A 21,908-nucleotide genomic window follows, 5' to 3' on the forward strand; every position below is an offset into this window, starting at 1 on the left:
ATTAATGCTTATTCTTTGTTTAATTCTGTCGTTTTTATTACAATAAGATAGCAGTCAATTTTTTAAACGGAGGCATTTAGATGAACATACATGAGTATCAAGGTAAAAATATTTTGAGGCAGTACGGAGTAAATGTACCTAATGGGCATGTAGCGTATTCGATTGATGAGGCTGTAGAGTATGCGAAAAGAATCGGTAGTGAAGTAACGGTTGTAAAAGCTCAAATTCATGCTGGTGGAAGAGGAAAAGCCGGCGGCGTTAAAGTTGCACACAATTTAGATGAAGTACGTGCATATGCAAAAGAAATTTTAGGGAAAGTACTTGTTACTCCTCAAACAGGACCAGAAGGAAAAGAAGTGAAACGATTATTAATCGAGGAAGGATGTAATATTGATAAAGAATATTATCTCGGCCTTGTATTAGATCGCAATCTCTCTAAAATTGTTTTGATGGGCTCTGAAGAAGGTGGCATGGAAATTGAAGAAGTTGCTGCCGAAACACCTGAAAAGATTTTTAAGGAAGTAATTGATCCAGCTATTGGCTTAACAGGGTTCCAAGCGAGAAGATTAGCATTTAATTTAAATTTTCCTAATAAAGTCATTAATAAAGTTGCTAATTTAATGTTAAATTTATATCAAGCATTTATTGATAAAGATTGTATGGTTGCGGAAATTAACCCTTTAGTTACAACGAAAGAGGGAAATGTATTAGCACTTGATGCGAAAATGAATTTTGATGGGAATGCGTTATATCGTCAAAAAGATGTATTAGAATTAAGAGATCTTGATGAAGAGGATCGCAATGAAATAGAAGCTTCAAAATATGATTTAAGCTATATTCAACTTGATGGAGATATCGGTTGTATGGTTAATGGTGCAGGTCTTGCAATGGCAACGATGGATATCATTAAATATGAAGGCGGAAACCCGGCAAACTTCTTAGACGTTGGTGGAGATGCTACACCTGAAAAAGTAGCCGAGGCATTTAAAATAATTTTATCTGATCCAAAGGTAAAAGGAATTCTTGTTAACGTGTTTGGTGGAATAATGAAGTGTGATTATATTGCCCAGGGGATCATTGCGGCTACAAAACAATTCGATTTAAAAATTCCACTTGTCGTACGATTAGAGGGTACGAACGTTGATATCGGCAAGAAATTATTAAATGAATCAGGTCTCAATATTACAGCTGCAGATTCAATGGGCGATGGAGCAAAAAAAATCGTTAACATGGTAAAAGAAACAGTTAAACAAAAATAACGATGCTTGAGCGAAATGACAAAATAAACGTGCGATATCAGTTTCAAGAAAGGACGTTTCGATAATGAGTATTTATGTTGATAAAGATACAAAAGTGATTGTACAAGGAATTACTGGTTCTGCAGGGATGGATCATTCAGAACAAATGCTTAAATATGGTACAAACATTGTCGGTGGTGTTACTCCAGCAAAAGGAGGGACGACAATTTTAGGCGTTCCTGTCTTTAATACAGTGGAAGAAGCAGTTAAGGCTACTGGGGCAACAGTGTCGATTATTTATGTTCCGGCGCCATTTGCAGCGGACGCAATTATGGAGGCAACTGATGCAGGGTTAGAGATGACAATTTGCATTACGGAACATATCCCAATCACAGATATGATTAAAGTAAAAGATTACATGAAAGATAAAAATACACGATTAATTGGTCCAAATTGTCCAGGGGTCATTACTGCTGATGAATGTAAAATCGGTATTATGCCTGGTTATATACATAAAAAAGGCCATATTGGTGTTGTTTCACGTTCTGGAACATTGACGTATGAAGCAGTACATCAATTATCTCAAGCTGGTTATGGACAAACGACTGCTGTAGGAATCGGTGGAGACCCAGTTAATGGAACTTCATTTATCGATGTATTAAAAGAATTTAATGAAGACCCAGAAACACTTGCTGTGATGATGATTGGTGAAATTGGTGGTACTGCAGAGGAACAAGCCGCACGTTGGGTGAAAGAAAATATGACCAAACCTGTTGCAGGATTTATCGGTGGAGCGACTGCCCCTCCAGGAAAAAGAATGGGGCATGCAGGAGCAATTATTTCTGGTGGTGAAGGTACTGCCAAAGAGAAAAAACGTGTGATGGCTGAATGTGGTATTAAAGTCGCTGAATCACCAGCCAAAATGGGCGAAACAATGATTAACCTATTAAAAGAAAAAGATCTAGCCGAAAAATGTAAAACACATTAGAAAAGCGAAAGCAACCGTTTAGCAACGTATAAACTGCGCCTGCACATTGCGGGGTGGTTCAATGTTACCACGCAAAGTGGCGCAATTAATTGAACTTCCTTTGAACTAGACCAGAACAACTAGGCTTTCGCCAAATAATAAGGTAACTATCGTTTGAAAAGAAGCTTTACAAAGACATTTTATTTTGATATGTTATAAATCAATGGAGAACCTAACCTTTTAGGTTCTTCTCTTTATAGAAAAGGAGTTGTTGCATCGTTGCAAAAAGTCCGGAAACGTCTCATTTTTTTACACCGTTTTATGACTCGTCGAATGATACATAAAATAACACAGTTCGACAAAACCTTAGAAAAAATCTTCTCTTTTACCCCAAACGAGATAAGTCATTCCTTATCCATCCCACTAAAAAAAGCGTCAACCATCTATAAAAAATTGAATCACCTTGACCATCCGCAGATGATGAAAAAAGATGAGGAAATAGCGCAAATTGTTACCATATATGATAAGGAGTATCCAGATCAACTTAAAACAATTCCTGATGCGCCACTTGTACTTTATACATTAGGTAATATAGCACTCCTTAAACATCTCCCTTCAATAAGTGTTATTGGCACTAGAAAGCCAACCAATGAAGCTCCACAAAAACTAAAACAGATAGTCACACCGATCATAAAAAACGATTGGGTCATTGTTAGTGGACTAGCGTATGGAATAGATAGTCTCGCCCATAAGTTAGCTTTATTTCACAAGGGCAAAACAATTACTGTGTTAGGAAGTGGATTGAATCATATTTATCCTAGAGAAAATATTCAATTATTTGAACAAATTGCAAAAATGGGGCTAGTTGTAACTGAATATCCCCCCGATGTCCCACCAAGAAAATATCATTTTCCTGAAAGGAATCGTATCATTAGCGGATTAAGTTTAGCAACATTAGTCATCGAAGCGACAGAAAAAAGCGGTACTCTTATTACTGTCGATCAAGCATTAGATCAAGGTAGAGAAGTTTACGCTGTTCCAGGTTCACCATTAATAAAACAAACAGTCGGTTGCCATCAAATGATTCAAGATGGGGCAAAACTAATTATGTGTGCGAATGATATTTTAGATGATTGGAAATAAGTTAAAAAGACAAATTATCGTGGTAAACTGCCCATTATTACACTTTATATATCTGAAAAACAAGGATAATCTATAAAAAAATAATCGCTATATTTGACAAAACAACATGATGTCCTTACTATTAGTGGAGATTTCTATTTTATTTCATATAAATATAAAAAACACAAGAGGATGTTCAAAGTATTTGGGTTATCCTCTTATGAATGCGAAAACTAACTATATAAATTAACCCTCAAGTTAATAGGAGGAAAGAATATGTCAAATTATCTTGTAATCGTAGAATCACCAGCTAAAGCAAAAACAATTGAAAGATATTTAGGAAAAAAATATAAAGTGAAAGCATCAATGGGTCATGTACGCGATTTACCAAAAAGTCAAATGGGTGTTAATGTGGAAGAGCAATATAAACCGAAATATATCACCATTCGAGGAAAGGGAGATATTTTAAAGGAATTACGTAAAGAAGCAAAAAAAGCGACTAAAATTTATCTTGCCGCTGACCCGGATCGTGAAGGGGAAGCTATTGCTTGGCATTTAGCCCACGCATTAAATGTCGATGAAAATTCTGAATGTCGAGTTGTATTCAATGAAATAACGAAAGACGCGATTAAAGAGTCTTTTAAACACCCTCGAAAGATTGACTATGATTTAGTAGATGCACAGCAGGCGCGGCGGATTTTGGATCGTCTAGTCGGCTATAATATTAGTCCATTGTTGTGGAAGAAAGTGAAAAAAGGGTTAAGTGCAGGACGTGTCCAATCTGTTGCAGTGAAAATGATTATTGAGCGCGAAAAAGAAATTAAAAACTTTAAGCCAGAAGAATATTGGTCAATCGAAGCAGCTTTCCTAAAAAACAAAGATAGTTTTACCGGTAAATTTTACGGTATAGATGGAAAGAAACGAGAGTTACACAATGAGGCTGAAGTAAAAGAGATCATAAAAAAATTAACAGATAAACAATTTAAAATTGATAAAGTAAATAAGCGGGAGAGAAGAAGAAATCCTGCTAAGCCATTTATTACATCGACATTACAACAAGAGGCCGCTAGAAAATTAAATTTTCGGGCGAGAAAAACGATGATGATTGCCCAGCAGTTATATGAAGGAATTGACCTAGGTAGAAAATCTGGTGGTATCACCGGGTTAATTACGTATATGCGTACAGACTCAACTCGAATTTCAGTAACTGCAAGAAATGAAGCTGTATCATATATTGAAGAAAAGTTTGGCAAACAATATGTTGGTGCGATAAAAAATCAGAAACAACAAGAAGGTGCTCAAGATGCTCACGAAGCAATTAGACCGACATCTTCTTTGCGGGACCCTGCTTCCTTAAAAGGGATTTTATCTAATGATCAATATAAATTATATAAATTAATTTATGATCGATTTTTGGCTAGTCAAATGGCACCAGCAGTAATGGATACGATGACCGTACATTTACTAAATAATGGTGTCGAATTTAGAGCAACCGGTTCAAAGATAAAATTCAAAGGATTTATGACTGTATATATAGAAGGAACAGATCATGAGAAGAAGGAAGAAGAAAAGTATCTTCCTGATTTAAAAGAGGGTGAATGTGTAACCTATAAAGATCTAACGCCTAATCAACATTTCACACAGCCGCCACCAAGGTATACAGAGGCGACACTTGTTGGTACTTTAGAGAAACAAGGAATTGGTAGACCTTCTACTTATGCTCCAACTTTAGATACGATTCAACGTAGAGGATATGTTAATTTAGATAATAGACGATTCGTTCCAACCGAACTTGGCGAAATTGTGGTCGATATATTAGATGAATATTTTCCTGAAATTACAAATGTTGATTTCACTGTACAAATGGAAGATAATCTAGACTTGGTCGAAGAAGGAAAAGTCGGCTGGATTAATATCATTGATGACTTCTATCAAGATTTTCATGTTCGTCTTGAAAAAGCGGAAGAGGAAATGAAAACGATTGAGATAAAAGATGAACCTGCTGGTATTGACTGTGAAAAATGTGGCCACCCGATGGTTTATAAAATGGGACGATACGGCAAATTTATGGCATGTTCTAACTTCCCTGATTGCCGTAATACGAAGCCTATTTTAAAAAAGATCGGAGTAACATGTCCATCGTGTAAAAAAGGTGAAATAGTTGAACGAAAGTCGAAAAAGAACCGAGTTTTTTATGGATGTGACACATACCCTGACTGTGAATTTGTTTCTTGGGATAAGCCGGTAGCTAGAAGTTGTCCAAAATGTGACGCTTATTTAGTTGAAAAAAGAACAAAAAAACAAGTCCAGGTAAAATGTAGTAATTGTGATTATCAAGAAAATGTGCAAGAATAAATAAAATGGTGCATGATATAATTATTAAGAGCAATAAATTTGACTATACAAATGAGAAGGAGTAAAATATTTGTTTGGAATATTACAATCTGAAATGATGAGAGTAATGTTCCGAACTTTATTTTCGATACTGTATTTCTGAATTTTGTTACAATTTAGTTAAATTTATTGCTAGTGATTTTTTTTTGTGATATGCTTAACTCGTTCGTATAATGTAGACTTGGGTTCAGTGTGGAATTACTAATTTCATCTGAAGCTTCGTCGCACTTTAGAGCGTTCAAGTGTGCCGATAATACGACTGTTTCACATACTTATCGCGTTCAGAGTTTAACAAATCAGCAGAAGCGCACCATCGCCTTTGTCTACACCTAACGGCTTGACATTGGTGTATTTGCTTGAGCGGTACTTATCTCTTTTCTGTTGAAACGGGATCATTTCGTAACACCGCTGAGATAAAATGGCGCAACGATGGAGTGAGATGATGCAGCGATTAAATACGCATCTAAAACGATTTATTGAATATTTACAAGTTGAAAAAAATGCATCTGATTATACGATTACTTTTTATCAAAGCGATTTACAGTTATTCTTTCAATTTTTAGTTAAGGAAGAAGTAAAAGATATAGCTGATGTAGACCCAATGGTAGTAAGACTGTTCTTAACAGAATTATATAAACGGAAACTTAGTAGAAAGTCTGTATCTAGAACACTTTCTTGTTTACGAACATTTTATAAATTTCTAGAAAAAGACCATGTTATTGAACGAAATCCTTTTATTCACATTCCTTTACCGAAACAGGATAAACGTATTCCTAGCTTTTTTTATCTGAAAGAGTTATCTGAATTATTTGAGGTTAGTGATCTAACAACTCCCTTAGGCCAACGGAATCAAGCATTGCTTGAAGTTTTTTATGCGACAGGTATTCGTGTCAGTGAATGTCAAGGACTTAAGCTTGATAATATCGACTTTTCGATTGGCATATTAAATGTGATTGGGAAAGGGAGAAAGGAAAGATATATACCGTTTGGACAATATGCACAAGATGCACTATCTACATATATTAAAGATGGAAGAAGCAAATTGCTGAATAAAGCATCGTTCAGTTCGAATCATGTCTTTTTAAATGCGCGAGGAAATCCAATAACGACGAGAGGAATACATTATACACTCCAACAAATGGTGAAAAAAACATCATTAACAGTCAATATGCATCCACATAAACTACGTCACACATTTGCAACTCATTTACTTAATGAAGGAGCTGACCTACGTGCAGTTCAAGAGTTGCTTGGGCATGAAAATTTATCTTCTACTCAAATTTATACTCATGTGACCAAAGATAGATTACGAAATGTTTATTTAAATAGTCATCCTCGGGCAAAACTAGATGGATATAATGAAGGGAAATAAAATAAAACATAGGTCTATTGATCTGCCGCATACATGTAAATGGTGGCTTTTCTATGAAGCCAAGTTTTCGAAAGGGAGCGGATGCTAGATGTCAAATGAAATGCATGCTACGACTATTTTTGCAATCCAGCATAAAGGGCAATGTGCAATGAGTGGTGATGGGCAAGTAACACTCGGAAATACCGTTGTAATGAAGCATAAGGCTCAAAAAGTTCGTACATTATATAAAGATCAAGTAATCGCTGGATTTGCAGGTTCTGTTGCAGATGCTTTTACTTTATTTGAAAAATTTGAAGGAAAATTAGAAGAATATAATGGAAATTTAATGAGAGCGTCTGTTGAATTAGCGAAGGAATGGCGCAGTGATAAAGTGTTGCGCAGATTAGAAGCAATGCTTATTGTAATGAATAAGGAGCATATGTTTTTATTATCGGGTACAGGTGAAGTAATAGAGCCTGATGATGGTATACTTGCAATTGGTTCTGGAGGTAACTATGCTTTAAGTGCTGGGAGGGCGCTTGCACAATATTCCCCTAACTTAACAGCGAAAGAAATCTCTGAAGCAGCATTAAAAATAGCGAGTGATATTTGCGTGTATACGAATGAGCAAATTACAACAAAAGTGATTGAGTAATAATGGGTTGGATGGAAAGGAGTTTTATTGAAAAATGGAAGTTAATTATACTCCTAAGCAAATAGCAGAGAAGTTAGATCGGTTTATTGTCGGTCAACAAGATGCAAAGCGATCTGTTGCAGTTGCATTAAGGAATAGGTTCCGTAGAATGCAATTAGAAGGAACGATGAGAGATGAAGTAGTTCCGAAAAACATTTTAATGATTGGCCCGACAGGGGTTGGAAAAACAGAAGTTGCTAGGAGATTAGCGAAGTTAGTGAAAGCTCCATTTATAAAAGTAGAAGCGACAAAGTTTACAGAAGTGGGGTATGTCGGTCGTGATGTTGAATCCATGATTCGTGACCTTGTTGAAATGGCGATGCGTATCGTAAAAGAAGAAAAAATGGAAGCAGTAAAAGATAAAGCAACAGAAGAAGCGAATAAAAAGCTTGTGAAATTAATCGTTCCAGAAATTAAAAAACAAAAAACAATGAAAAACCCTTTTGAAATGTTATTTTCAAATATGGACGATTCAGAAGAAATGGATCAAGATAAACAAAAAGATACCGATAATATGATAGAGAAACGAAAAAATGTTGCAAAATTACTTGCACTTGGCGAATTAGAAGATCAAATCGTCCAAGTAGAAATTGAAGAGCAAGCTCCATCTATGTTCGATATGTTGCAAGGATCTGGTATGGAACAAATGGGAATGAGCATGCAAGATGCTTTTGGTCAGCTTTTACCAGGTAAAATTAAAAAACGTAAACTTCCCGTCAAAGAAGCGAGAAAAGTGTTAGCACAACAAGAGGCTCAAAAAATGATTGATATGGAAGAAGCGCAACAAGAGGCAATTAATCGTGCAGAACAAGCTGGCATCGTATTTATCGATGAAATTGATAAAGTGGTAGGTGCCGATCAGCATGGACCAGGGGTGTCGCGTGAAGGAGTGCAACGAGACATTTTACCAATTGTAGAAGGTTCAACTGTCATAACGAAATATGGTCCTGTGAAAACCGATCATATTCTCTTTTTTGCAGCTGGTGCCTTTCATATGGCTAAGCCATCTGATTTAATACCTGAATTACAAGGGAGATTTCCAGTAAGGGTCGAATTTAATAAACTAACAGTCGATGATTTTGTGAAAATTTTAACAGAGCCATCAAATGCACTTTTAAAGCAATATACAGCGTTACTTAGTACAGAAGGTATAAATGTCGTTTTTACTGACGAAGCTGTGAAGAGGCTTGCCGAAATTGCTTATCAAGTAAATCAAGATTCAGACAATATCGGTGCAAGAAGATTGCATACTATTTTAGAAAAACTATTAGAAGATTTATCGTTCGAAGCACCTGATATTAATTTGGAAACGGTGGAAATAACGACGAATTATGTAAATGAGAAGCTTAATGATATTGTGGATGATAAAAAATTAAGCCAATTTATTTTATAACGTTTCATAAACATATTTGGACATTGTTGAAGTGGATGATATACATTGCATTTCAGCAATTCATATAAAAAATAGAGAAAAAACATGATAACATATACACGGAAGGATGGAAGTAATGAATCTTTTAGAACGTACTAGGAAAATAAATGCATTGTTACAAAAATCAGCAGGTAAACCAGTGAACTTTAATGATATGTCAAAAACACTATCGGAAGTTATTAACGGAAATGTCTTCATTCTAAGTAGAAGAGGAAAATTACTTGGAGTAGCTATTAATCAAGAAATTGAAAATGAACGAATGAAAAACATGTTGGAAGAGCGTCAATTTCCAGAAGAATATACGAAAGAAATATTAAATGTCCAAGAGACGACAGCAAACATTGATACAGAAAGTATTTATACTGTGTTCCCATATGAAAATCGTGAACTTTTCCAAGATGGGTTAACAACAATTGTTCCGATTATTGGTGGAGGAGAAAGAATAGGTACACTCATTCTAGGGCGACTTACTGAAAGCTTTAATGATGATGATTTAATTTTAGCTGAATACGGAGCAACTGTTGTTGGAATGGAAATTCTTCAAGGAAAAGCGGAGGAAATTGAGTTAGAAGCAAGAAGTAAAGCTGTCGTACAAATGGCGATTAGTTCATTATCTTTTAGTGAGTTAGAAGCTATTGATCATATTTTTGAAGAGTTAAACGGGAAGGAAGGATTACTTGTTGCAAGTAAAATTGCTGATCGAGTAGGAATTACCCGTTCAGTTATCGTAAATGCGCTAAGAAAGCTTGAGAGTGCAGGAGTTATTGAATCTCGCTCTCTTGGAATGAAAGGAACATATATTAAAGTATTAAACGAAAAGTTTTTAGTAGAACTCGATAAACTAAGAACTAAATAACTAGATAAGAAACATAATGAAAAACAGCTACTTATTGTAGCTGTTTTTTAATTTTAATGTAAAGTATATAGTTCTATTTATCGATATGTTCGAAAAAACCAATCAATATTTATCCTACTTTTCTTCTATTTTTTGTAAAAAGGTGCTTATAATAGTCATTTTTATCGAAAGGACTTTTTGCATAGTGTCATAAAAATGAAAATAAAATGAAATATAATAATAGGATAAAAGACCCCTTTTTCATTTAAATAGTAATAATATGTAAAAAATCATTAGTCCTATAGGCTCAATTATTAAATTTATATTGCAAAATAGTAGATAATTAGTAGACTTTAGTTACAATATCATCTAAAATAATGATGTATTCGATAAAAATAAACAAAAACTGAACATGATGTCGAATTTTGACTAAGGAGCGTATTTCCGTGAAATTATTTGATCAAACAATGAATACATTGGAACAATCATTAAATTATGCGACAAAACGAAATGCAGTTATTACGAATAATATTGCCAATGTAGATACACCGAACTATAAATCACAGGATGTCGTGTTTAAACATGCATTAAACGACGAAATTAGTAAATTGGAAACAAAACGAACTCATCCGAAACATATTCCATTTCTAGAAGATAATGAACCATTTAGGACGATCACGAAAAAAAATACATTATACAATCATAATCAAAATAATGTCGATATGGATAAAGAGATGTCTGATTTAGCCAAAAATCAAATCTATTATCGAAGCTTGATTGATCGGATGAATGGAAAATTATCTAATTTACAAACTGTAATTAGAGGAGGTAGGTAAAATTGTCGATATTTCATGCGTTTAATACTAGTGCTAGTTCCCTAACCGCACAAAGATTACGAATGGATGTAACTGCTGCAAATATTGCCAACCAACAAACGACAAGAGCAACAATAAATGAAAATGGGGAGTTTGAACCATACAGAAGGAAAATGGTGACGATGGCTCCGAAATCAAACGAGTTTAAAACATATTTACATAAAGCAAGATATGGTTATTCATCCCCAACAAACGGTGTAAAAGTTACTGGTATTGTTGACGATACAGAGCCATTCAAGATGGTCTTTGATCCTACACACCCAGATGCAAATGAGGATGGATATGTGAGTTACCCAAACGTCGATCCATTAAAGGAAATGGTTGATTTAATGAGTGCTTCTAGGTCATATGAAGCAAATATTACCTCTTTAAATGCGACAAAAGACATGTTGTTAAAAGCGCTAGAGATTGGTAGATAATTTTAGTGATAAAGGAGAAGTGAAAATTGCCAGAGCAAATTAGAGCGATTTCAACTGTATCACCATTACAGCAAACAGAAAACCGATTAATTATTGATCAACCATCAAAAGATAATAACTTTAGTAACGTCTTAAAATCAGCACTAAATCAAATAAGTAAGCAAGAGCACGAATCGAACGTAAAGACAGAACTGTTAGCAAAAGGAAAGATAGACGATCTTCATGATGTAATGATCACAGCTCAAAAAGCAAGTATTACCGTAGAAACCGCAGTACAAGTTCAACAAAAAGTAATCGATATTTATAATGAAATGATGCGAATGCAAGTGTAAGATGTTGCGTATCCTTTTTAGCAGTAAGAAAGGATAAATCCTTTTTATACTGTACACTGACTAAAAGCGCGACGTCCTGGGACCGTGTTTACGCTTGTCCCATCGAAGACTTTTTCGACTACGATTATTTTCCACAATAAATAGTATACGTCGAAAGTGCAACTTTCGTTCTTGCCAGAAGCTTGGCAAATAAGCTAATCATTTATTTTATCATTACAACATCACCTTTGCGTCGCCTAACGGCTTGCCAATCGGTGTGTTTTCTTCAGTAAATGCCAAGTTTTCTAATGGAAAAAAGCAAAATCTTAGTTTTAATAGTTCATTTTTTTATTACTTGATGTCGGTGGGATTATATGAAGGAAAAATGGGAGCAAATAAGCCAACAAATTAAATTATTATGGATCAATAGTTCAAAAAAGCAAAAAACTCTTTTCTTTAGTATTTTTGGTATCGTTATTGCATTCATTGCCGCTATTACAATCTTTACATCATCCAATCACTTTGTACCGCTGTATACTAATTTATCGATTCAAGAGGTAGGACAAATAAAAGAAGAATTAGATAGCAGAAATATTCCGTATGAATTGGAAAGTGGAGGCACGACGATAAAAGTTCCTGAAGAACAGAGTGAACAACTGTTAGTAGATTTAGCAGGTCAAGGAATACCGCATAGTGGAAACATAGATTATTCATTTTTTAGTGAAAACGCCTCCTGGGGTATTACAGATAATGAATTTAATATGATGAAGTTAGATGCTATGCAGACAGAATTAGCAAACTTAATTAAAAGCGTCGACGGTATTGAAGATGCTAAAGTGATGATCAATTTACCGCAACAATCTGTTTTTGTTAGTGATTCTATCGAAAATGCAAGTGCATCCATCGTTTTACATACACAATATGGATATGAATTTAAAGGAAATCAAATTGAATCACTATATCATTTAGTTTCCAAAGCTATACCAAATTTACCGGCAGAAAATATCGTTATCATGAACCAATACTTTGAATATTTTGATCAATTATCTGTCAGTGGGGCAGAAAATGAGTTTTCACAGCAACAAAATATAAAAAGAGATATTGAACGAGATATTCAGAAACGATTACAACAAATGCTCGGTACAATGGTTGGTATGGATAAAGTAATTGCCTCTGTTACCGCAGATATAGATTTTACAAATGAAAACCGGGTAGAAGAATTAGTCGAGCCAGTTGATATCGATAATATGGAAGGTATCCCAGTAAGTATCGAAACAATTCAAGAAACGTTTGAAGGAAATCAAGCACAAGGTGGTGTAGCTGGAACTGGCGATGAAGATATTGCTAATTATCCAGGTGTAGCGGCAGGTGAAGAAGGGGATTATGAGTTAGCAAAGGAAACAATTAATTACGAACTAAACCGAATCCACAAGGATATCGCTGAATCACCTTATAAAATCCGTGATTTAGGAATTCAAGTCGTAGTTGATAGTGTTCGGCAAGTAGATGGTGACAATGTTGAACTATTGACACAACAAGAACAAAATACAGTCGAGGATGGAATTGCATCGATCGTAAATTCGATGATTACCACTTCGATCGATAAAGAATATGGTGAAGTCGATCCGGAAGAAAAGGTATCCATCGTGTTCCAAGAATTTAATGGACGCGATACAACGATTCCTGATAATACAACACCAATCATTCCGATGTGGATGTACATAGTAGGTTCAATACTTTTAGTCGTCATCATTATTTTAGTTGTTTTACTACTTAGAAATAGAAGAAAAGAAGAGGAAGAGCCGAGCGTTGATTCTTTTGACATGACTGAAGAGCCTGAAGTTCCCGATATTAGTAATCAACCTAAATCTGAAGCTGATGTACAAAGGGAGCAATTGGAGAAAATGGCAAAAGATCAACCAGAGGATTTTGCAAAATTATTAAGAAGCTGGATTTCAGATGATTAGGAGGAGATGGAAATAGCTAGAAAAATGAAGCAATTAACAGGAAAACAAAAAGCTGCCATACTCTTAATCTCACTCGGCCCAGATGTTTCCGCAGAAGTGTATAAACATTTAACAGAGGAAGAAATTGAGAAATTAAGTTTAGAAATTTCATCTGTACAAAAAGTGGATACACATTTAAAAGAAGAAATATTGGAGCAATTCCATCAAATCGCAATTGCGCAAGATTATATTTCTCAAGGCGGTGTAGGTTATGCAAAAACAGTTTTAGAGAAAGCGTTTGGAAAACAAGAAGCATTAAGTATTATTAATCGATTAACATCCTCCTTGCAAGTAAGGCCGTTTGACTTTGCAAGAAAGGCAGATCCAAACCAAGTATTAAACTTTATTCAAGGTGAACATCCACAAACTATTGCACTAGTTCTCTCTTATTTAGATCCGGAACAAGCTGGCCAAATTCTATCTGAATTAGAGGAGGATGTTCAAGCAGATATTGCAAGTCGAATCGCAACGATGGATTCAACTCCGCCAGATATTATTACAGAAATAGAGCAAGTGCTTGAAAAAAATATTTCTAGTTCCTTGACAGAGGATTATACACAGACTGGCGGAATTCAAGCTGTTGTAGAAGTATTAAACGAAGTAGATCGAAGTACGGAACGAACTATTCTAGATACACTTGAAATACAAGATCCGGAGCTTGCAGAAGAAATTAAAAAGCGCATGTTCATTTTCGACGATATCGTTATATTGGATAATCGCGCAATTCAACGTATTATACGTGAAGTTGAGAACGAAGATTTACGTCTTGCTTTACGTGTTGCTAGTGATGAAGTAAAAGATGTCATATTCAAAAACATGTCACAACGAATGGCAGAAACCTTTAAAGAAGAAATGGAATACATGGGGCCTGTTCGCTTAAGAGATGTTGAAGAGGCTCAAACGAGAATTGTTGGTACAATTCGTAGACTTGATGAAATTGGAGAAATTGTCATTGCTCGTGGCGGGGGAGACGATATTATTGTCTAAGACGATGGATCAAAATAAAATGCATCATAATCATAAAGTGATTTCTATTAAAAAAATGACCAATATGAATAGGCATAAAACTGATTTCGACGAGTTAAATATGGACGAGCAACATGCCACTATACAAGTAGAAATAGAAAAAGCAAAACAACAATTAGCTACGTTACAAGAACAAAAAGAAAAAATGTTAAACGATATGAAAGAGGCAATCAAAAAGGAAAAAGAAGTATGGCTCAAAGAGAAGGAAATAGAAAGACAAAAAGCAGAAAAAATTGGTTATGGCATCGGCTATGATAAAGGACAAGAAAATGCGGAACAAGAATACGAAAAACTTCTTACACAAGCAAATGAAATCGTAAGTAAAGCAAAACACGATTATGAACAAACGATTGAAAAACATCAACAGGCAATTATTCAACTAGCTATTTCTGCTGCTGAGAAAATAATAAATGATCAAATTTCAAAAAATCAGGATTACTTCACAGCAATTGTCGTAAAAGCAATGGATGAATTAAAAGACAAATCAACTATCGCCATTTATGTAAGTCCGCATGATTATACATTCATTTGTCAGCAAAAAGAAGAATTAGAGCAAATCCTGGAAGAAGGCGAACTTCTATCCATTTATGTCGATCAACATTTACATCAAGGTGATTGTGTCATAAGACATCCGTTTGGACAGATTAATGTTGGTATCGACCTTCAACTCCAACAGCTAAAAAATGCTTTGGAAGAAAATGTAACGGAGAATTGATGATGGAAATCGACACATTACTAAAAGTCATTGAACAGGCTGATACATATAAACGATACGGAAAAGTGTTACGAATTGTTGGTTTAATGATCGAATCACTTGGCCCTGCGGCAAATATAGGAGAAGTATGTATCATTCATCCTGAATCTAATTTGCAAAAACCAATATTAGCTGAAGTTGTCGGTTTTCATAATGAAAAAATTATTCTAATGCCGTACACCGAAGTAACAGAAATCGGACCAGGTTGTTTAGTGGAATCAACGAGAAAACCGTTAATGATCAAAGTTGGTCGAAGTTTAATTGGTAGTACGATCGATGCCTTGGGTAATAATTTAGATAAATCATCGTTACCGAAAGGACTTAAAAATTATATTACGGAACAAACTCCACCCAATCCAATGATGCGACCAACAATCGACGAGCCAATCCAAGTAGGTGTCCGCGCGATCGATTCCTTATTAACGGTAGGAAAAGGGCAAAGAATTGGAATCTTTGCCGGAAGTGGTGTCGGGAAAAGTACATTACTTGGTATGATTGCGCGAAACAGCGCGGCGGATGTCAATGTCATTGCATTAATTGGTGAGCGTGGTCGAGAAGTAAGAGAGTTTATTGAAAAAGATTTAGGTGAAGAAGGATTAAAAAAATCAATCGTCGTCGTCGCTACATCAGACCAACCAGCATTAATGCGAATTAAGGGAGCTTATACCGCAACTGCGATTAGTGAATATTTTCGCGATTTAGGCTTACACGTAAATTTAATGATGGACTCTGTCACAAGAGTAGCCATGGCCCAAAGAGAAATCGGGTTAGCAATCGGAGAGCCCCCAACAACTAAAGGGTACACTCCTTCTGTGTTTGCAACCTTGCCTAAATTATTAGAGCGAACAGGAACAAATGAACATGGGACAATCACTGCTTTTTATACTGTCTTAGTTGATGGTGATGATATGAATGAACCGATTGCTGATGCTGTAAGGGGAATTTTGGATGGGCACTTTATCTTGGAAAGAAGACTTGCCGAAATGGGGCAATTTCCGGCCATTAATGTGCTAAAGTCTGTTAGCCGGGTAATGAATCAAATCGTTGATGAAGAGCATTTACATACAGCCAGGCGAATACGTAGCTTAATGGCAATTTATGAAGAAAATAGTGAACTTATTCAAATCGGTGCGTATAAACACGGAACAAATAAACAAATTGATGAAGCAATTTCTTTTTATCCAACGATTCAAGCTTTTTTGAGACAAGGTATTTTGGAAAAAGAACTTTTTCAACAATCAATCGATAAAATGCATCAATTACTTACTGGTGGTGGTTCATAATGTCGCAAACAGCCGTATTACATAAAATATTACATGTCCGAGAACAAGAGAAAAAAGATGCTCAAATGGAACAAATAAGCGCGAGAAACTATTTCGAAGAAGTTGCAACACAATTGTATAGTGAATTAAAGACGAAGGAACAAGCTGAACAAACACTTGACAACTACATGCAAGCAAGTTCTGCGATTACTAAAATTAAAGAACAATCACTTTATATCCATGCATTAAATAAAAAAATAATGGTATTACAACAACAGGTACAACAAGCTCGTAAGCAAATGGAAGATAAACAAGAAATTTTAACAGAAGCACATGTTGAAGTAAAAAAGATTGAAACAATGATTGGGCATCGAGAAAAAGAAATAATTGCACACAAAGAAAAACTAGAGTCTATGATGATGGATGAGATCTCGATTAGGCAATTTAACACACAAGTTCAAAATAGGTGAAAATATGGTAAAAGTTAAAAAGGAACAACAGAAGCGTAATCCGATATTGTGGTTTTTATTTGCAATCGTTATTCCAGTCTTATTAGCTTTCGGTATAGCAATCGTCATCTTATCTGTCGCTGGAATCGATGTAACAGGTTGGGCGAAAGAAAAGGGAAGTAATATACCTATCATTTCCAGTATGGTGACTACAAAGGAAGATAAAGATCTTAAAAGACAGTTAGAAAAAGCAAATGAAACAATAGCGGCGCAAAAGGATGAATTGGACGACCTAAATAAAGAGATTGATAGTTTAGAAGGATTGATCGACGATTTAGAAATGGATATGAAAAGACTAGAAAACCGCAATAAAAGTGAGGAAAATGTAACGAACGATGATTCAGCCCAAGAGATTGATGAAGAGGTAAAAAAAGTAGCTGCTTCTTTTAGAAAGATGGACAAAGAAAAAGCTGCTGATATCATTCAGAATCTGGATAAAAATATGGCTGTTGCCGTTTTAGCAAGTCTATCGGGAGATGTTAGAGGTGGCATATTAGCTGAAATGGAACCAAAACTAGCAGCCGAGTTGATGGAAGATATGCTCCAAAAATAACTATTTTAAAGCAGAAAAGGAGGTGAGAAATTGAATGTAGGTTCTGTTTTTGCCCCGGAAATTATTTCAGGTAATAATCTGAAACGACCAAATAAACAAGAAGAAAACTCTCTATCATTTCAGTCATTTTTACCTTCAGATACAGATAGTGAAGAAGCGTTGCCCTTTATACATGAAGAACAAATGACAGATCATTCAAAAAAGAATGACTCAGATATGATACAGCCGGTAATCCACTCTAATCAACTAGGTGAAGCCGACTCAAATACAGTAATAACCAATAACGTAGAGACTTTCCATGATTCAAGTTATAAGGAAGAAAGCTCTGACGATAAGCAGGACCAAATGCTTGATTCTATTGTAACTGAACTAATTGCTTTATTACAGAACCATGAACATGATGTAACAGGAATTTCCCTAGGTGAACAACAAGTAAACCAGTTACAGAAAATAGTACAGGAAAACGCTGATTGGAAAAATGACGAAACGATTATCCAACAAATAAACAAGATGATTGAAAATGACTCCGCAATAACCGATCAGCAAAATGAAATTGAATTTCTTGAAACAATAGGTGATCTCACCCTAGAAAATATGTTACATAACGAAATGATTCAGCTCATCGGTGAAATAAATCGTATTTTGAATGAAAAGGAAGGAATGATTCCTTTAAAAGAAAAGGCAGGTCAATTACTTCCTTTATTACAACAGTGGTCAACAATTAAAAAGGAAAATAGTGAAGCAACAGAAAAAGTAATCAATAATGAGCTAAACGAAAAAGATGCTCATGTTTGGAGACATTTAATTAATACTTATGGAAAAAGAACATTCTTTTCAGAGCAAAATGTATATCAATCAGATGCTTCTGTCACGCGATCAGATGTGATGAGTTGGTTACAACAAGCATTTAGTAACTATGCAGAACAAGAAGAAAAAGTAACAGGAACAGCTCCTATAACGACCGACTCACAAATACCAATGACAAAGGTTGAACAATATACCATCCATGCTCAGTCGTTAGATAAAATTGAAAGGGTAAGTGAGGAGATTGTTAACAAATTTACGAATATCATTCGGGAAAGTCGATTTTTAACGAATAAAAATGAGTTGAATCAACTATCCATCGTCTTAAAACCTGAGAATTTAGGTAATATGACAGTTCGATTTATGCAGGTGGATGGGGAGATGTCCGTTAAAATTATCGTTACTTCCCAAGTTGCTAAAGAAATGCTTGAATCAAATATGCATCAATTAAAGCATATGTTTTCCCCACATCAAGTAATGATCGAACGGGATGAGTCGATATCAGATGAAGAATTTTTTCTCCAAGATGAAGAACAGGATAAACAGGAAGAAGACTCTTTCTCTGAAGAACGAGATGCACATGAAAACAAAGACGAAAATGCATCTGAGATTGATTTTCAAGACATTTTACAGCAGTTAAGTAGAAAGGAAGAACAATAGATGAATAAAATAGATTCATCACTTTATTTATCAAACCAGCCGAAAAATAGGGCGCCTAGTCCTAATTTAGGTAAAGATGAATTCATTAAAATATTGATGACGCAATTACAAAATCAAGACCCACTTAATCCAATGGAGGATAAAGAATTCATCGCGCAAATGGCGACATTTTCACAGCTTGAGCAAATGATGCATATGGCAAGTTCGATTGATACACTAGTTCATAATCAGCTCGTCTCCCCAGTCATTCAATATAGTCATATGATTGGAAAAGAAGTTACCTATGAATCAGAAAATGAAAAAACGGGTGAGAAAAGTATCGTAACGAGTCAAGTTGTTGCTGTAAGTCAAAAAGACGGTTGGGCAATTTTAGAGCTAGATAATGGGGAAAAAATATATGCGGATAGTGTGTTGAAAGTAAAAGAACAGCAATTAAAAGAAGGCGAAAATGATGAATAATTATATTCATCCACTTCAACAACATTATCAAAACCAATCACCAAAACAAGTAAAGAAGCCTCCAACCCAATTTAAAGACATTTTATCGCAAGTCGATACAGTAAAAATTAGTAAACATGCAGAAATGAGATTAAAAGAACGAAAGATCGACATAAATAAAGATACATGGGAAGAAATTGGCTACAAGATGAATGAAGCTAAGCTAAAAGGGGTAACAGATGCTTTAATCGTTTTGGATGATGCTGCACTTGTTGTTAGTACAAAAAATAATACGGTCGTTACCGCGTTAAACAACAATGAGGCAACAAATAAAATATTTACAAATATAAACGGAACGATACTAATATAGGCTGGTCCCTTTTTGGGAAGCCTTTAGACAACTATTGATTGATGGATATAGTTGATAAATTAAGAGAGGGATGAATTATTATGTTACGTTCAATGTACTCAGGAATTTCAGGAATGCGAGGATTTCAAACGAAATTAGATGTTATAGGAAATAATATTGCCAATGTGAACACTCTCGGTTTTAAAAAAGGTCGGGTTACTTTCCAAGATATGATGTCCCAGACGACAAGAGGAGCACAGGCAGCAGTTCCTGGAGCACGTGGTGGAATTAATCCAATCCAAGTCGGACTAGGCTCTAAAGTAGGCTCTATTGATAACATCCATACAGATGGATTTGTCCAAAATTCAGGTCATGGACTTGATTTAGCAATTGAGGGGAATGGGATGTTTGCGGTAACAGATGGAACCATAACCTATTACACACGAGCAGGTAATTTTTACTTTGATGATGACGGTAATATTGTTAACCCAGACGGTTATTATTTAGTAGACGTTGATGGTAACACACCTATAAACATTCCTGAAGATGCACAAAGCTTTAGTATTACTGAAAACGGAACAGTGAATTATGTAGATGCTAATGGGGATCCTCAAGTTGCTGGAAATATAGGACTAGCTAACTTTTCAAACCCAGGAGGCTTGGAGAAAGTGGGAAGTAATCTCTTTTTAAATTCGCCAAATGCTGGATATACTGGACTGGCAGCACCAGATGCGAATGGAATGGGGAAAATAATCTCTAATGCTATCGAAATGTCCAACGTTGATCTGGCGGAAGAATTTACAGAAATGATTGTGTCACAACGTGGATTTCAGGCAAATACGAGAATTATTACAACTTCAGATGAAATTTTACAAGAGTTAGTAAACTTAAAACGATAATAAGGAGGTAGGGGCAAGGACATAACGAAAATGATCAAATCTAAAGACGAATAATTCACTACCTTAACGGAGGAAATATAGCAGACTCCTGGTCGGCTAAAAGTGGTCATGTTCTGATCCTTTAGCTAAATGCTCGTCCCATCGAAAACATTTGGGACTGCGATTATCGTTGCAATAAACATTGTGCGAGCGCGGGGAGAAAGACATCGGTAGTGCGCTAACACGAGGTCGATGACAACCTGTGGTTGAGGCTCACCTGCCTCCCACGGAAAACGAAGTATTTTTTAGAGCGAGTTATATGCACCTATCATAATTTCTAGTTAGTTCGGCTTTTTCTTTGATAAAAACATTTTGTCCTAACCCCGCCATACTATGATTGAACTTACGAGGTTAAATGGGGAAACATTTACATTAAACGCATTTATGATTGAACAAATACAATCATTACCAGATACGACGATAACGTTAACGAATGGGAAAAAGATCGTCGTACAAACGAATGAATCAGAAGTAATTAGAAAAATAACAGATTATTATCAATTAATCGGTTTATTTGGTATAGAGGAGAAGCAGGTGAAAGAATGAATAGTCTAGCAAAAACGATGATAACATCTTTAGTAATTCTTCTCGTTATTGGAGTGGCCGCTTTAATTATTGTACTAAACTTTAATAAAGGTAGTACGAAAGGGGAGGGACGTTCAATAGATGAGATGAATGAATATTCCTATGAAACACCAGAAGTTACGACTGATTTAAAAGATGGTAAATTTGTGCGAATTCAATTTCAAATTATTGCAGATGGCAAAAAAGGACTAAAAGAAGTAGAAAAGCGCGAATTTCAAATTAAAAATATTTTAATTAAAGAACTTGCCGTAATGACAGAAGAGGATTTTAAAACAGGGTTATCTGACTTAGAAGCAACATTACAAAGTAGTTTAAATGAAGTGATGACTGACGGGGACATTACCGATGTGTATACAGTTAGCAAAATATTACAGTAATGTGAATGC

23 protein-coding genes are annotated in these 21,908 nt (G+C 35.3%); all 23 read left to right on the forward strand.

Going from position 1 to position 21,908, the window contains the following annotated elements:
* The first annotated feature begins 80 nt into the window (after positions 1-80).
* The 23 genes from sucC to fliL all read left to right on the forward strand — a co-directional run bounded on the left by sucC (position 81) and on the right by fliL (position 21,899).
* Positions 81-1,259 (forward strand): ADP-forming succinate--CoA ligase subunit beta, encoded by a 1,179-nt coding sequence (gene sucC / locus DFR56_RS05465; RefSeq protein WP_110394433.1) that lies wholly within the window; start codon positions 81-83, stop codon positions 1,257-1,259.
* A 64-nt stretch (positions 1,260-1,323) separates the two neighbouring features.
* Positions 1,324-2,226, forward strand: coding sequence for a succinate--CoA ligase subunit alpha (sucD, locus tag DFR56_RS05470; protein ID WP_110394434.1), 903 nt, complete (start codon positions 1,324-1,326; stop codon positions 2,224-2,226).
* Between the two features lie 258 nt (positions 2,227-2,484).
* Positions 2,485-3,348: a DNA-processing protein DprA gene (dprA, locus tag DFR56_RS05475; protein WP_110394435.1), complete on the forward strand. Its 864-nt coding sequence runs from the start codon at positions 2,485-2,487 to the stop codon at positions 3,346-3,348.
* Positions 3,349-3,603: 255 nt separating this feature from the next.
* Complete coding sequence (gene topA / locus DFR56_RS05480; RefSeq protein ID WP_110394436.1) at positions 3,604-5,682, forward strand: type I DNA topoisomerase; 2,079 nt, start codon at positions 3,604-3,606, stop codon at positions 5,680-5,682.
* Positions 5,683-6,163: 481 nt separating this feature from the next.
* Entirely contained in the window at positions 6,164-7,093 is a 930-nt protein-coding gene (gene xerC, locus DFR56_RS05485) for a tyrosine recombinase XerC (RefSeq protein WP_110394437.1), read from the forward strand.
* 88 nt (positions 7,094-7,181) lie between these two features.
* Positions 7,182-7,727, forward strand: coding sequence for an ATP-dependent protease subunit HslV (gene hslV / locus DFR56_RS05490; RefSeq protein ID WP_110394438.1), 546 nt, complete (start codon positions 7,182-7,184; stop codon positions 7,725-7,727).
* Between the two features lie 34 nt (positions 7,728-7,761).
* Positions 7,762-9,159, forward strand: coding sequence for an ATP-dependent protease ATPase subunit HslU (hslU, locus tag DFR56_RS05495; RefSeq protein WP_110394439.1), 1,398 nt, complete (start codon positions 7,762-7,764; stop codon positions 9,157-9,159).
* A gap of 115 nt (positions 9,160-9,274) precedes the next feature.
* Positions 9,275-10,054 carry a GTP-sensing pleiotropic transcriptional regulator CodY gene (gene codY, locus DFR56_RS05500; RefSeq protein ID WP_110394440.1) on the forward strand — a complete coding sequence of 260 codons (780 nt, stop codon included), beginning with the start codon at positions 9,275-9,277 and terminating at the stop codon, positions 10,052-10,054.
* Between the two features lie 425 nt (positions 10,055-10,479).
* Positions 10,480-10,869 (forward strand): flagellar basal body rod protein FlgB, encoded by a 390-nt coding sequence (flgB, locus tag DFR56_RS05505; protein ID WP_110394441.1) that lies wholly within the window; start codon positions 10,480-10,482, stop codon positions 10,867-10,869.
* 2 nt (positions 10,870-10,871) lie between these two features.
* Positions 10,872-11,327, forward strand: a complete 456-nt coding sequence (gene flgC, locus DFR56_RS05510) for a flagellar basal body rod protein FlgC (RefSeq protein ID WP_110394442.1) — start codon at positions 10,872-10,874, stop codon at positions 11,325-11,327.
* A 26-nt stretch (positions 11,328-11,353) separates the two neighbouring features.
* Positions 11,354-11,659: a flagellar hook-basal body complex protein FliE gene (gene fliE / locus DFR56_RS05515; RefSeq protein WP_342353142.1), complete on the forward strand. Its 306-nt coding sequence runs from the start codon at positions 11,354-11,356 to the stop codon at positions 11,657-11,659.
* A gap of 353 nt (positions 11,660-12,012) precedes the next feature.
* Positions 12,013-13,605 carry a flagellar basal-body MS-ring/collar protein FliF gene (fliF, locus tag DFR56_RS05520; protein WP_110394443.1) on the forward strand — a complete coding sequence of 531 codons (1,593 nt, stop codon included), beginning with the start codon at positions 12,013-12,015 and terminating at the stop codon, positions 13,603-13,605.
* A gap of 6 nt (positions 13,606-13,611) precedes the next feature.
* Complete coding sequence (fliG, locus tag DFR56_RS05525; RefSeq protein WP_242694730.1) at positions 13,612-14,631, forward strand: flagellar motor switch protein FliG; 1,020 nt, start codon at positions 13,612-13,614, stop codon at positions 14,629-14,631.
* Positions 14,624-15,385 carry a flagellar assembly protein FliH gene (fliH, locus tag DFR56_RS05530; RefSeq protein WP_158525510.1) on the forward strand — a complete coding sequence of 254 codons (762 nt, stop codon included), beginning with the start codon at positions 14,624-14,626 and terminating at the stop codon, positions 15,383-15,385. The genes fliG and fliH overlap by 8 nt, the downstream gene beginning before the upstream one ends.
* A gap of 2 nt (positions 15,386-15,387) precedes the next feature.
* On the forward strand, positions 15,388-16,707 hold the full coding sequence (fliI, locus tag DFR56_RS05535; protein ID WP_110394445.1) for a flagellar protein export ATPase FliI: 1,320 nt from the start codon (positions 15,388-15,390) through the stop codon (positions 16,705-16,707).
* Positions 16,707-17,156 carry a flagellar export protein FliJ gene (fliJ, locus tag DFR56_RS05540; RefSeq protein WP_110394446.1) on the forward strand — a complete coding sequence of 150 codons (450 nt, stop codon included), beginning with the start codon at positions 16,707-16,709 and terminating at the stop codon, positions 17,154-17,156. Before fliI ends, fliJ begins: the two co-directional genes overlap by 1 nt.
* A 4-nt stretch (positions 17,157-17,160) precedes the next feature.
* Complete coding sequence (locus DFR56_RS05545) at positions 17,161-17,748, forward strand: MotE family protein (RefSeq protein WP_158525511.1); 588 nt, start codon at positions 17,161-17,163, stop codon at positions 17,746-17,748.
* A gap of 30 nt (positions 17,749-17,778) precedes the next feature.
* Positions 17,779-19,212, forward strand: a complete 1,434-nt coding sequence (locus DFR56_RS05550) for a flagellar hook-length control protein FliK (RefSeq protein WP_110394448.1) — start codon at positions 17,779-17,781, stop codon at positions 19,210-19,212.
* Positions 19,213-19,671, forward strand: coding sequence for a flagellar hook assembly protein FlgD (gene flgD / locus DFR56_RS05555; protein ID WP_110394449.1), 459 nt, complete (start codon positions 19,213-19,215; stop codon positions 19,669-19,671).
* The gene (locus tag DFR56_RS05560; protein ID WP_110394450.1) at positions 19,664-20,020 is read left to right on the forward strand and encodes a TIGR02530 family flagellar biosynthesis protein; all 357 of its coding nucleotides are present in this window, start codon (positions 19,664-19,666) and stop codon (positions 20,018-20,020) included. Before flgD ends, DFR56_RS05560 begins: the two co-directional genes overlap by 8 nt.
* Positions 20,021-20,100: 80 nt before the next feature.
* Positions 20,101-20,898, forward strand: a complete 798-nt coding sequence (flgG, locus tag DFR56_RS05565) for a flagellar basal body rod protein FlgG (RefSeq protein ID WP_110394451.1) — start codon at positions 20,101-20,103, stop codon at positions 20,896-20,898.
* A gap of 372 nt (positions 20,899-21,270) precedes the next feature.
* Complete coding sequence (locus DFR56_RS05570; protein ID WP_110394452.1) at positions 21,271-21,483, forward strand: flagellar FlbD family protein; 213 nt, start codon at positions 21,271-21,273, stop codon at positions 21,481-21,483.
* Complete coding sequence (fliL, locus tag DFR56_RS05575; protein WP_110394453.1) at positions 21,480-21,899, forward strand: flagellar basal body-associated protein FliL; 420 nt, start codon at positions 21,480-21,482, stop codon at positions 21,897-21,899. Before DFR56_RS05570 ends, fliL begins: the two co-directional genes overlap by 4 nt.
* Positions 21,900-21,908: the final 9 nt, after the last annotated feature.

It is taken from the genome of Pseudogracilibacillus auburnensis (assembly GCF_003201975.1).
Lineage (GTDB): Bacteria > Bacillota > Bacilli > Bacillales > Amphibacillaceae > Pseudogracilibacillus > Pseudogracilibacillus auburnensis.

Excerpts from the sequence above, each read along its gene's own strand:
- sucC (WP_110394433.1), top strand. The coding sequence starts at position 81 with ATGAACATACATGAGTATCAAGGTAAAAATATTTTGAGGCAGTACGGA.
- sucD (WP_110394434.1), top strand. The coding sequence starts at position 1,324 with ATGAGTATTTATGTTGATAAAGATACAAAAGTGATTGTACAAGGAATT.
- topA (WP_110394436.1), top strand. The coding sequence starts at position 3,604 with ATGTCAAATTATCTTGTAATCGTAGAATCACCAGCTAAAGCAAAAACA.
- xerC (WP_110394437.1), top strand. The coding sequence starts at position 6,164 with ATGCAGCGATTAAATACGCATCTAAAACGATTTATTGAATATTTACAA.
- hslV (WP_110394438.1), top strand. The coding sequence starts at position 7,182 with ATGTCAAATGAAATGCATGCTACGACTATTTTTGCAATCCAGCATAAA.
- hslU (WP_110394439.1), top strand. The coding sequence starts at position 7,762 with ATGGAAGTTAATTATACTCCTAAGCAAATAGCAGAGAAGTTAGATCGG.
- codY (WP_110394440.1), top strand. The coding sequence starts at position 9,275 with ATGAATCTTTTAGAACGTACTAGGAAAATAAATGCATTGTTACAAAAA.
- fliF (WP_110394443.1), top strand. The coding sequence starts at position 12,013 with ATGAAGGAAAAATGGGAGCAAATAAGCCAACAAATTAAATTATTATGG.
- fliG (WP_242694730.1), top strand. The coding sequence starts at position 13,612 with ATGGAAATAGCTAGAAAAATGAAGCAATTAACAGGAAAACAAAAAGCT.
- fliI (WP_110394445.1), top strand. The coding sequence starts at position 15,388 with ATGGAAATCGACACATTACTAAAAGTCATTGAACAGGCTGATACATAT.
- fliJ (WP_110394446.1), top strand. The coding sequence starts at position 16,707 with ATGTCGCAAACAGCCGTATTACATAAAATATTACATGTCCGAGAACAA.
- DFR56_RS05545 (WP_158525511.1), top strand. The coding sequence starts at position 17,161 with ATGGTAAAAGTTAAAAAGGAACAACAGAAGCGTAATCCGATATTGTGG.
- flgD (WP_110394449.1), top strand. The coding sequence starts at position 19,213 with ATGAATAAAATAGATTCATCACTTTATTTATCAAACCAGCCGAAAAAT.
- DFR56_RS05560 (WP_110394450.1), top strand. The coding sequence starts at position 19,664 with ATGAATAATTATATTCATCCACTTCAACAACATTATCAAAACCAATCA.
- flgG (WP_110394451.1), top strand. The coding sequence starts at position 20,101 with ATGTTACGTTCAATGTACTCAGGAATTTCAGGAATGCGAGGATTTCAA.
- DFR56_RS05570 (WP_110394452.1), top strand. The coding sequence starts at position 21,271 with ATGATTGAACTTACGAGGTTAAATGGGGAAACATTTACATTAAACGCA.
- fliL (WP_110394453.1), top strand. The coding sequence starts at position 21,480 with ATGAATAGTCTAGCAAAAACGATGATAACATCTTTAGTAATTCTTCTC.